Annotated in this window: 9 protein-coding genes; 1 reads left to right on the forward strand and 8 read right to left on the reverse strand. The window is 67.8% G+C overall.

From position 1 onward, the window contains the following. The first annotated feature begins 39 nt into the window (after positions 1–39). Complete coding sequence (locus tag ACVNF4_RS11155; RefSeq protein ID WP_461802575.1) at positions 40–585, forward strand: hypothetical protein; 546 nt, start codon at positions 40–42, stop codon at positions 583–585. A gap of 85 nt (positions 586–670) precedes the next feature. Here the strand turns inward: ACVNF4_RS11155 and ACVNF4_RS11160 are convergent, their stop codons facing one another. From ACVNF4_RS11160 to ACVNF4_RS11195, 8 genes are all read right to left on the reverse strand, one after another. After that, the gene (locus ACVNF4_RS11160) at positions 671–1819 is read right to left on the reverse strand and encodes an ABC transporter ATP-binding protein (RefSeq protein WP_461802576.1); all 1149 of its coding nucleotides are present in this window, start codon (positions 1817–1819) and stop codon (positions 671–673) included. Beyond that, entirely contained in the window at positions 1812–2861 is a 1050-nt protein-coding gene (locus tag ACVNF4_RS11165; protein WP_461802577.1) for an ABC transporter ATP-binding protein, read from the reverse strand. Before ACVNF4_RS11165 ends, ACVNF4_RS11160 begins: the two co-directional genes overlap by 8 nt. Before the next feature lie 11 nt (positions 2862–2872). After that, positions 2873–3814: an ABC transporter permease gene (locus tag ACVNF4_RS11170; protein WP_461802578.1), complete on the reverse strand. Its 942-nt coding sequence runs from the start codon at positions 3812–3814 to the stop codon at positions 2873–2875. After that, positions 3807–4736: an ABC transporter permease gene (locus ACVNF4_RS11175; protein WP_461802579.1), complete on the reverse strand. Its 930-nt coding sequence runs from the start codon at positions 4734–4736 to the stop codon at positions 3807–3809. The genes ACVNF4_RS11170 and ACVNF4_RS11175 overlap by 8 nt, the downstream gene beginning before the upstream one ends. 121 nt (positions 4737–4857) lie before the next feature. Next, positions 4858–6486 (reverse strand): peptide ABC transporter substrate-binding protein, encoded by a 1629-nt coding sequence (locus tag ACVNF4_RS11180; protein WP_461802580.1) that lies wholly within the window; start codon positions 6484–6486, stop codon positions 4858–4860. Positions 6487–7055: 569 nt separating this feature from the next. Further along, positions 7056–8972: a translational GTPase TypA gene (gene typA / locus ACVNF4_RS11185; protein ID WP_461802581.1), complete on the reverse strand. Its 1917-nt coding sequence runs from the start codon at positions 8970–8972 to the stop codon at positions 7056–7058. 115 nt (positions 8973–9087) lie between these two features. After that, the gene (locus ACVNF4_RS11190; RefSeq protein WP_461802582.1) at positions 9088–9771 is read right to left on the reverse strand and encodes a hypothetical protein; all 684 of its coding nucleotides are present in this window, start codon (positions 9769–9771) and stop codon (positions 9088–9090) included. Positions 9772–9878: 107 nt separating this feature from the next. Further along, positions 9879–11166 (reverse strand): ABC transporter substrate-binding protein (locus tag ACVNF4_RS11195; RefSeq protein ID WP_461802583.1); only part of this gene is annotated, 1288 nt, incomplete at its 5' end.

The following is an 11166-nucleotide window of genomic DNA, read 5'->3' on the forward strand; positions in this document are numbered from 1 at the left end:
TCAACGCAGAGGGGCGCAAAAAACACGGGGAGTGTTTTCATGCACAAAATCTCGAAGGGCGCCTTGATCGCCGCGGTGTCCACCACCGCGACTCTGGGAATCTTCGCCGGCCAGGCGTCGGCGACGACGCTGCTGGGCACCACGACCACGGTGAAGGCGTCGACCAAGGCGGCGGCGTACAAGTCGCAGACGCTGAGCATCGACGCCGCCGGACAGGCCAGCTGCAAGAAGGGCAACCAGTTCACCGCGCAGGCGACCTGGTACCTGGGGAAGGTCACCAAGGACAGCGCGTACGTCGACAAGATCACGGTGGTCTACAAGGCCCCCATCGCCCGCAAGGGCGTCGACGTGGGCCGGGTCAACCTGCTGGACGGCAAGAACAAGGTCGTCTTCAACCCCGGCGCCAGGTACACCACCACGGTCATCGGCGGTAAGTCCCTGACGCAGACGTACCCGATCAAGAAGACGGTCGCGTTCAACAAGAAGACCATCCATCTCGCCCGTTACTTCGATGTGGGCATGACCAACGGCGAGGGCATGTGGTGCGGCGGCACCGCGGAGTTCCACTTCAAGCTGAAGGTCTGACACCCGACGGCCGGCTCGACTGAAAAACCGGGTCCCCGGCACCTGTTCAGGTGCCGGGGACCCGGTCGTGTGTCAGCGGGACGCGTCACGCGGCGTGGACGACGTCCTTCTCCTCCGCGAAGTGGCACGCCGACTCGTGGGCCGCCGGAGTGTCCGCGCCCTGGAAGCGCTCGGGGATCGCCAGCAGCGGCACTTCCTCGGCGCACTTGTCCTGCGCCTTCCAGCAGCGCGTGCGGAAGCGGCAGCCGGAGGGCGGGTTGGCCGGGGACGGCACGTCGCCGGAGAGGATGATCCGCTCGCGGTGCTCACGGGCGCCGGGGTCGGGCACGGGGACCGCCGACAGCAGCGCCTGGGTGTAGGGGTGCGTCGGGTGGTCGTAGATCTGCTCGTCGGTGCCGATCTCGGCGAGCTTGCCGAGGTACATGACGCCGACGCGGTCCGAGATGTGCCGGACGATCGACAGGTCGTGCGCGATGAAGATGTAGGACAGGTTGAACTCGTCCTGGAGCTTCTCCATCAGGTTGATGACCTGGGCCTGGACGGAGACGTCGAGGGCCGACACCGGCTCGTCGCAGATGATGATCTCGGGGTTGAGCGCCAGGCCGCGGGCGATGCCGATGCGCTGGCGCTGTCCGCCGGAGAACTGGTGCGGGTACCGGTTGATGTACTCCGGGTTCAGGCCGACGACGTCCAGCAGGTCCTGGACGCGCTTGCGCCGGTCGCCCTTGGGGGCCACCTCGGGGTGGATCTCGTACGGCTCGCCGATGATGTCGCCGACCGTCATCCGGGGGTTGAGCGAGGTGTACGGGTCCTGGAACACCATCTGGATGTTGCGGCGGACCGCCTTCAGCGCGCGCCCGGACAGCTTGGTGATGTCCTGGCCCTTGTAGAAGACCTCGCCCGCCGTCGCCGTCTCCAGGCTCATCAGGAGCTTGGCCACCGTCGACTTGCCGCAGCCGGACTCGCCCACGATGCCCAGGGTCTCGCCCTGGTACAGGTCGAAGGAGACGCCGTCGACGGCCTTGACCGCGCCGACCTGCTTCTTGAACAGGATCCCCTGGGTGAGCGGGAAGTGCTTCTGGAGGTTCCGGACCTGGAGGATCGGCTCCCCCCGTTCGACCGGCGCCTCGATGGCGCTGACCGCCGCGTCCTCGGAGACCGCCTCGACGACCTCCACCTCGGAGACGTTCGGTGTGGCGTCCTGAGGCTCGTCGTTCTTGCTGAGCTCAGCCATGGATCGTCTCCTTCCAGAAGTGGCACGCCGAGGCGCGGCCGACGAGTTCGGTGCCGTCCTGCTCGGTGACCGGCAGCAGCGCCGGCACCTTCTCCCGGCAGACGTCCTCGGCCTTGGGGCAGCGCGGGTTGAAGGCGCAGCCGGTGGGGATGCGCAGCAGGTTGGGCGGCAGGCCCTTGATCGCGTAGAGCTCCTGGCCCTTCTGGTCCAGACGCGGGATCGAGTCCAGCAGACCCCGGGTGTAGGGGTGCGCCGGACGCTTGTACAGCTCGTGGACGGGGGCCCGCTCCACGATCCGGCCCGCGTACATCACCGCGATCTTGTCGGCGACGTCGGCGACGACTCCGAGGTCGTGGGTGATGAGGATGAGGCCCATGTTGTACTCGCGCTGAAGCTCCGCGAGCAGGTCCATGACCTGGGCCTGGACGGTCACGTCGAGGGCCGTGGTGGGCTCGTCGGCGATGATCAGGTCCGGTTCCAGGGCGAGCGCCATGGCGATCATGATGCGCTGGCGCATACCGCCCGAGAACTGGTGCGGGTAGTCGCTGACGCGGGCGGCGGCGGCCGGGATCTTCACCCGGTCCATCAGCTCGACCGCCTTGGCCTTGGCCTCCTTCTTGGAGAGGCCCTGGTGGACGCGGAACATCTCGCCGAGCTGGTAGCCGACGGAGAGCACCGGGTTCAGCGAGCTGAGGGCGTCCTGGAAGATCATGGCGATCTTGCTGCCGCGGATCTTGCGCCGCTCGTCGCCGGACATCTTCAGCATGTCCTGGCCGCGGAAGAGGATCTCGCCCTGCGGGATGCGTGCCGGGGGCATGTCGAGGATGCCCATGATGGCCTGCGCGGTCACGGACTTGCCGGACCCGGACTCGCCGAGGACGGCGAGGGTCTCGCCGGCGCTGACGTCGTAGTTGACTCCGTTGACGGCCTTGACGAGGCCCTCGCGAGTCTTGAACTCGACGTGCAGGTCCCGGACTTCGAGCAGCGGGCCGTCGTAGGCGTCGCCCGCGGACGCGGGAGTTGTCTCTTCGATGATGGTCACGTACGCCTCCCTCAGCGCAGCTTCGGGTCGAGGGCGTCGCGGACCGCGTCGCCGAGCATGATGAACGCGAGCACGGTGAGGCTCAGCATGGCACTGGGGAAGAACAGCACGTGCGGCGCGGTCCGGATGACCTGCTGGCCGGACGAGATGTCGTTGCCCCAGGAGACGGTGCTGGGCGGCAGCCCGATACCGAGGTAGGACAGGGTCGCCTCGGTGGCGATGTAGCCGCCGAGCGCGATGGTCGAGACGACGATCACGGGGGCGACCGCGTTCGGCAGGATGTGCCGCAGCAGAATCCGCCAGGTGCCGGCGCCGAGGGCGCGGGCGGCGTGCACGAAGTCCTGCTCCTTGACCGTGATCACCGAGCCGCGCATGACGCGCGCGATCTGCGTCCAGCCGAGGAAGACCAGGGCCGCCACGACGGACCAGACGGTCCGGTCGGTGAAGGCGTTGAGGACGACGATCGAGCCGAGCAGCAGCGGCAGGCCGAAGAACACGTCGGTGATCCGGGACAGCAGGGTGTCGACCCAGCCGCCGTAGTAGCCGGCGATCATGCCGACCAGGCTGCCGCTGATGGCGACACCGAACGTGGTGGCCACGCCGACGATGATCGAGGCCTGGGCGCCGTAGACGACGCGGGAGTAGATGCTGCGGCCCTGGCCGTCGTAGCCGAACCAGTCGTCCTGGAAGACGTGCGAGTAGCTCGGCCCGGTCAGGTAGTGGTGGGCGAGGTCCGCGTACTTCGGGTCGACGGAGGTGAACAGCCCGGGGGCCGCGGCCATCAGCACGAGCAGCAGGATCAGCACCCCGGAGATCACGAAGACCGGGTTGCGGCGCAGGTCGTGCCAGGCGTCGGACCACAGGCTGCGCGGCTTGTCCTGGGCGGGGTTCGCGGCCGGCGCGGCGGCCACGGCGTCCTCGGGGACGCTGGGGGTCTTGACGGCCTCAGGCATAGCGAATCCTCGGGTCCAGAACGGCGTAGAGCAGGTCGACGACGAGGCTGGAGAGCAGGTAGATGATCACCAGAATGGTGACGAAGCCCACCACCGTGGTGTTGTCGGACTGGTTGATCGACCGGTACAGCTCGTTACCGATGCCGTGCACGTTGAAGATGCCCTCGGTGACGATGGCGCCGCCCATCAGGGCGCCGAGGTCGGTGCCGAGGAAGGTGACGACGGGGATCAGCGAGTTGCGCATCAGGTGCACGCCGATGACGCGCCTGCGGGGCAGGCCCTTGGCGACGGCGGTACGGATGTAGTCGGCGCGCATGTTCTCGGCGATGGAGGTCCGGCTGAGCCGGGCCACGTACGCGAAGGACAGCGAGCCCAGGACGACACCCGGCAGGATCAGCTGCGTGATGTCGTTGGAGTCCTGGACCGTGGGTGTCACCCAGCCGAGATTGTTGCCGAACACGGTCTGGAAGATGAAGCCGAGGACAAAGATCGGGATGGAGATCAGCAGCAGCGTGACCACCAGCACCACCTTGTCGGCGATCTTGCCTCGGTTGAGACCGCTGGCGAGACCGAGGCTGAGGCCGACGACGATCTCGATGGCGAACGCGACCGCGGCGAGCCGGATCGTCACGGGGAAGGCGTCGGACATGACGTCCACGACCTTGCGCCCGGTCACGAAGCTGGTGCCGAAGTCTCCCTGGAGCACGTTGGAGATGTAGTGCCCGTACTGCGCGAGGATCGGCCGGTCGAACCAGTACTCGTGCCGCAGACGCGCGATCGCCACCGGATCGGCAGGTCTGTCGCCCCACAGGGCCCGGACGGGGTCACCGGGCAGTGAATACACCATCAGAAAGATGAGCAGGGTGGTCCCGAAGAACACCGGGATCATCTGGAGCAGTCGCCGCGCGACGTAGCGCCCCATCGTGCCTCCATTGTCAGCCGCTGCGACGCCGCCCCTCTCGGGTCGCGGGGCGGCGGCGCTTACGAACGGTTGGCGCCCGCGGGGTACGCGGGCGCCTGGGTTGATCGACCGTCTGCGGCCTTTACTTCTTGAAGACCTCGACGTCCCCGAAGACCGGCTTGCCGAAGCTGTCGTACGACACGTTCTTGACGTTCTGCGAGTAGCCCGCGTTCGTCTTGTAGAACCAGAGCGGGATCGCCGGCATGTCCTTGTACAGGACCGCCTCGGCGTCCTGGTACAGCTTCACGGAGTCGGCCAGCGTGGGGGCCTTGTCGGCCTTGGCCGAGAGGTCGTCGAACTCCTTGTTGGAGTAGCCGCCCTCGTTGCCCGCGGCGGTGGTGCCGTACAGGTCCTTGAGGAAGTTGGCGTTCATCGGGTAGTCCTGCACCCAGCCGGACCGGTACAGGCTCTGGACCTGCTTCTTGGTGCGGACGTCGAGGACCGTCTTGAAGTCGGCCTTGACGTCGCCGTCGCACTTGACGCCGGTGTTCTGGGTGATGTTGGCGCACACGGCCGTCACCCATTCCTTGTGGCCGCCGTCGCCGTTGTACAGGATCGAGATGGTGGCGTTGGCGCCACCCGACTCCTGGACCAGCTGCTTGGCCTTGGCCGGGTTGAAGGTGCACGCCTCACCACAGGCACCGGCCTTGTAGCCCTCGACGCCGGGGGCGACGAAACTGTCCGCGGGGGCACGCGAACCCGCCAGCACCGTCTTGGTGATGGTGTTGCGGTCGATGGCCATGGACAGGCCCTGGATGAACTTGGCGTGGTCCTTCAGGCCCTTGATCGCCGGCGCGTACTCGGCGACCGCGACGGTCTGGATCGCGTTCTGCGGGGCGTCGACGGCGCGCTTGCCGAGGTCCTGGTGGTACTTCGCCATGGCGGACGGCGCGACCTGGTCGAGGACGTCCAGGTTGTTCGAGACGGCGTCCTGGTACGCGGCCTCGGAGGTCGTGTAGAACTTGAAGTCGATGCCGCCGTTCTTGGGCTTGGGGCCCGCGTACTTGGCGTACGTCTTCGTCTGGAAGTCCTTGTTGTGGTTCCACTTGACGAACTGGTAGGCGCCGTTGCCGATCGGCTCCTGGCCGTACTTCTTCGGGTTGGTGAAGAAGACCTTGGGCAGCGGGTAGAACGCGCTGTAGCCCAGCTTGTAGGTCCAGTACGGCGCCGGGTTGGCCAGCTCCACCTTGATGGTGTAGTCGTCCGGCGTGGTCAGACCGGACATCTTGTCGGTCTTCGGGTCGCCCTTCTCCGGGTGGACATCGGCGTAGCCCTTGATGTCCGAGAACCAGGAGGCGTTCTGCTGGGCGTTCTTCGAGTCGGCGCCCCAGTTCCAGGCGTCGACGAAGGAGTGCGCGGTGACGGCCTCGCCGTTGTGGAAGGTCCAGCCCTTCTTGACCTTGATGGTGTAGTGGCTGGCGTCGTCCTGCGTGATCGACTCGGCGACGAGGTTCACGAGCTTGCCGGTCTTGGCGTCGTAGTCGGCGAGCCCGCTGAAGAGGGCGTCGGTGATACGGCCGCCGCCCGTCTCCATGACGTTGGCCGGCTGGATCGGGTGCTGCGGCTCACTGCTCTGGTAGCTGAAGATCCCGTTGGGGTCGACCGTCTTCGAGCTGTCCGAGCCGCTGTCGTTCCCACCACCACAGGCGGTCGCTCCCAGCGCCACTACCGCAGCTATCGCCACCCACTTGGCGCTCCTGGCACCGCGCATGGGTTCCTCCTCATGAGTCTTGAATGTTCACCGCAATTTCGGGCGCGCGACTGTCTGTCGATACCTGAAACCGACAGAGAGTGAGTCGCCCCCATGTGCTCGACCGCCGCCGTCCGCCCTGAAAGCGTGACCCTTTGATCCGAGCTCTACGCGCCTAACTATCTGCCATGCGGACTGGCCGAACCACACCGATAAGGTCTCGGTTCGATCACACCTGGCGTGTACTTCTTCCAAAATCCGGACAAACGGTTTGCAGAAAGATCCCTGCGAAACGGACTTGTTACACATCTATCGAGGGTGAGTGTCCGCATTCCGGACACTTGGGGGAGAAAAAGGGGTTGCGGGAAACGCCACCGCATGCATGGGGCGACGCGGTCGAGTCACGCGGAACGCCCCCACCCCCAGCAGGTTAATAGGGAAAGACGCCCAGGTGCGGCCCTCAGGTCAGGTTGAAGGGTTTTCCCTACGTGCCTCTTGCGCTCACTCTCTTCACGCGGCCCCCACGGAGCACACACGAGCCGGGCCTCCCGCGCGCTGCGGGAGGCCCGGCTCGGTCGGACGGTGACGGCTCAGCCGTGCTTGGCGCGGCTCGCGGCGCGGGCGCGCTCACGGCCGTCCAGGTTCACCTTGCGGATACGCACGGCCTCCGGGGTGACCTCCACGCACTCGTCGTCGCGGCAGAACTCCAGGGACTGCTCCAGGGAGAGCTTGCGCGGCGGGACGATCGCCTCGAACGAGTCGGCCGACGAGGACCGCATGTTCGTGAGCTTCTTCTCCTTGGTGATGTTGACGTCCATGTCGTCGGAGCGGGAGTTCTCGCCGACGATCATGCCCTCGTACACCTCGGTGCCCGGGTCCGTGAACAGGACGCCGCGCTCCTGGAGGTTCGTCATCGCGAACGCGGTGACGGCGCCGGCGCGGTCGGCGACCAGGGAGCCGTTGTTGCGGGTCGTCAGGACACCGAACCAGGGCTCGTGGCCCTCGTGGATGGAGTGGCCGATGCCCGTGCCGCGGGTCTGCGTGAGGAACTCGGTCCGGAAGCCGATCAGACCGCGCGACGGCACCACGAACTCCATGCGCACCCAGCCGGAGCCGTGGTTCGACATGTTGTCCATGCGGCCCTTGCGGACACCCATGAGCTGCGTGACCGCGCCCATGTGCTCCTCGGGGACGTCGATCGTCATGCGCTCGACGGGCTCGTACGTCTTGCCGTCGACCTGCTTCGTGACGACCTGCGGCTTGCCGATGGTCAGCTCGAAGCCCTCGCGGCGCATCTGCTCGACCAGGATGGCGAGCGCCAGCTCACCACGGCCCTGGACCTCCCAGGCGTCCGGCCGCTCGGTGTCGATTACGCGCAGCGAGACGTTACCGATCAGCTCGCGGTCCAGGCGGTCCTTGACCTGGCGGGCGGTGACCTTGCGGTCCTTGACGGCCGCCTTGTTGTCGGCGCCCTTGCCGGTGCCGCCCCGGCCGACCAGCGGCGAGGTGTTGGTGCCGATGGTCATCGAGATGGCCGGCTCGTCGACCGTGATGAGCGGCAGCGCGATCGGGTTCTCGGTGTCGGCGAGGGTCTCGCCGATCATGATGTCCGCGATACCGGCGACGGCGCAGATGTCGCCCGGACCGGCCACCTCGGCGGGCTTGCGGGTGAGCGCCTCGGTCATCAGCAGCTCGGTGATGCGGACGTTCGACATGGTGCCGTCACGCTTGATCCAGGTGACGGTCTGGCCCTTGCGCAGCTCGCCCTGCTCGACGCGCAGCAGCGCGATACGGCCGAGGAAGTTGTCCGCGTCGAGGTTCGTGACGTGCGCCTGGAGGGGGGCCTCCGGGTCGTACGCCGGGGCCGGGACGTGCGACAGGATCGTGGAGAAGAAGGGCTCCAGGTTGTCGCTGTCCGCCGGGACCGTGCCGTTCTCCGGCTTGGTCAGCGAGGCGACGCCGTCCCGGGCGCAGGCGTAGACGATCGGGAACTCGATCTGGTCCTCGTCCGCGTCGAGGTCGAGGAAGAGGTCGTAGGTCTCGTTGACGACCTCGTCGATCCGGGAGTCCGGGCGGTCCGTCTTGTTGATGCACAGGATGACGGGCAGGCGCTGCTGGAGCGCCTTGCGCAGGACGAACCGGGTCTGCGGGAGGGGGCCCTCGGAGGCGTCGACCAGCAGGACGACCGCGTCCACCATCGACAGACCGCGCTCGACCTCGCCACCGAAGTCGGCGTGGCCCGGGGTGTCGATGATGTTGATGGTGATGACGTCGCCGCCATCCTTGGGGTGGTACTTCACCGCCGTGTTCTTGGCCAGGATCGTGATGCCCTTCTCACGCTCCAGGTCGTTCGAGTCCATCATGCGGTCGTCGAGCGACTCGGCGGCGTGCGCCGCGAAGGCACCGGCCTGCTTCAGCATGGCGTCGACGAGGGTCGTCTTGCCGTGGTCGACGTGGGCGACGATGGCGACGTTTCGGATGTCGTGACGTGTTGCGGACACGGCCATGGTGCGGCGTACTCCCGGAGTGTGAGGAAGGCCTGCGACACAGACCCTGCCGGGCTTGACATGCCACGGCCTTACCCTATTTTACGGCCCTCGCGGAGGAGTGGCTCGCGGAGGGTCAGGACGACCGCAGCGCGGCGTCATTCGGCTTGCAGCTCCGCTGGGCCGCGAGGCGTCTGAAAGCGTCGGCGTCGAGAGGCTTGTCACACTGGAAGACCCCACCGACGGAGTCCGTCCAGCTCTGGGCCTGTCCCTGGACGACACTGCCGTCGGCACAGGTGTAGCGGAAGTTCCCCCGTACCTCGACGACTCCCTCGTAGCTGACGAAGGTCCCGGCGGCGTTGGGGGTGATGGAGGTGCCGTCCAGGGCGACAGGGTGGTTGCCGACCTCCGTGAACAGGTAGCCGCCACCGTCGTCCTCGGCCAAGGTGCGCGCGGTGGAGTCGATCTCCCCGGTCTTCTTGCCGAGCGAGAACAGGATCTCGGCGGAGGGCAGCGCGGGTCCCTGGGCGGTGACGGAGATCTGCGGGGTGAAGACGCGTCGCTCAGGCAGTTCCAGCTTCTGGCTCTTGTCGATCAGTTCGCCGCTGACCTCAACGGCCGCGGAGACCCCCGTCAGCCGATCGGTCCGCTGGATTCCCGACCAGGTGTACGTCCCGTCCTTGCACGCCTGTGCGGTCGGTACAGGGCTCAGGCTGGGCGTTTCGCCGTCGGGGGCCGTCGCCCGGTCGTCGTCGGAACCCCCGGTGCAGGCCGTCAGGCCCACGGCCGCCAGGACCGCCAGAACCGCAAGACCGCGCATGTGTGTTTCCCCGTTCCCCTGTGTGCAACAGCCGTCGCGCTCGCGGGTGTTGACCCGCGAGCGCGATGATCCGATCACACTACCGGCACGGCAGGCACTCTCCGCGATCAGCCCGTCGGCGACGGTGAGGCCTTCGCGCCCTTCTTCAGGAAGCCCATGTCCTCGAAGACCGGCGTCTGGAAGCCGAAGGCGCCCGCGTTCGCCAGGTTCTTGCGGGCGGCCGTCAGCTGGGGGCGCTGGTAGAGGGGGATGGAGCCGGCGGCGGCCCAGATGCGGGAGTCGGCCTTGCGCAGCAGGGAGCGGGACTCGTCGGCGTCGAGGGTGGAGATCGCCTGGTCGAAGAGCTGGTCGACCTGGTCGGTGCCGACGCGCGTGTAGTTCTGCTCGACGCTGAGGGAGCCGTCGGCCGCAGGTACCGGCTTGGAGTAGATCGGCCGCGCGTCGGTCGCGGGGAACGCGGACGCCGGCCAGGAGTAGAGGGCGAGGTCGTACTGGCCGGAGGCGATGTGGTCCTTGAAGTAGGACTCGTCCGGGACCTTCGTGACCTCGGTGCGGACACCGACCTTCAGCAGCATGCGGGAGATCCGGTCGGCGACGACCCGCAGGGCCTCCGATCCGGGTCCGGAGGGGACGACGAAGCGCAGGGTGAGCGCCTTGCCGTCCTTGGCGAGGGGACCGGCCGCACCGCCGGGCGCGGGGGTGCCCTTCGGTGCGTACGCGCCGGGCGCTCCCCCCTGTTTCGCGTACTGCTTGCCGTCCTGCGCGCGAGCCGAGGCGTCGGACGACGGCGCTCTGTCGCCGCTCTTGTCGTCGCCGACGATGTACGTCCCGTCGTCGCCGCCCTCCGACTCGGTGTCCTTGGCGCGCTGCGGCCCCGCGCCCTTCTCGCCGGGCTTCTTCTCGACGACCGGTCCCCCGGCCACCCACCCGGCGTCCGAGAGGAGCGCCTGGGCCTCGGCGGTGTCCTGGTCGCCGAGGGCGCCGCTGCCGTCGGCGTAGGCGTCCTGGCCGGAGAGGGCGAGGTGGGAGCCGACGGGGGCGACGGGCAGGCCGAGGGGGCGCAGGACGGCGTCGGCGAGTTCGGTGCGGTCGAGGGCGCGGGCGACGGCGCGGCGGACGCGTTCGTCGGCGAGGGGGCCGCTCTCGCCGTTCATGGCGAGCTGTGTGTACGCGGGCTCCAGGGACTTGCGGACCTCGAAGCCCTGGAGGTTGGTCTGCTGCTTCTCCCAGGCGGCGATGGCCTTGCGGAGCTTCTTGCCGGCGCGCGCCTTGCGTTCGGCGCCCTCTTCCTCGTACTCGTCGCTCTCCGCCTTCGCGGCGGCGGACGCCTGGGCCATCGCCGTGCGCAGGGCCTTCGCGGCGGTCCGGCCGCTGCCCGCGCCGGAGAGGGGGCCG

Source organism: Streptomyces sp. S6, assembly GCF_054880855.1.

Bases quoted from the DNA above. Each gene is read 5' to 3' on its own strand.
- ACVNF4_RS11160 (WP_461802576.1), bottom strand. From the start codon at position 1,819: ATGGCTGAGCTCAGCAAGAACGACGAGCCTCAGGACGCCACACCGAAC.
- ACVNF4_RS11190 (WP_461802582.1), bottom strand. From the start codon at position 9,771: ATGCGCGGTCTTGCGGTTCTGGCGGTCCTGGCGGCCGTGGGCCTGACG.
- typA (WP_461802581.1), bottom strand. From the start codon at position 8,972: ATGGCCGTGTCCGCAACACGTCACGACATCCGAAACGTCGCCATCGTC.
- ACVNF4_RS11175 (WP_461802579.1), bottom strand. From the start codon at position 4,736: ATGGGGCGCTACGTCGCGCGGCGACTGCTCCAGATGATCCCGGTGTTC.
- ACVNF4_RS11170 (WP_461802578.1), bottom strand. From the start codon at position 3,814: ATGCCTGAGGCCGTCAAGACCCCCAGCGTCCCCGAGGACGCCGTGGCC.
- ACVNF4_RS11180 (WP_461802580.1), bottom strand. From the start codon at position 6,486: ATGCGCGGTGCCAGGAGCGCCAAGTGGGTGGCGATAGCTGCGGTAGTG.
- ACVNF4_RS11155 (WP_461802575.1), top strand. From the start codon at position 40: ATGCACAAAATCTCGAAGGGCGCCTTGATCGCCGCGGTGTCCACCACC.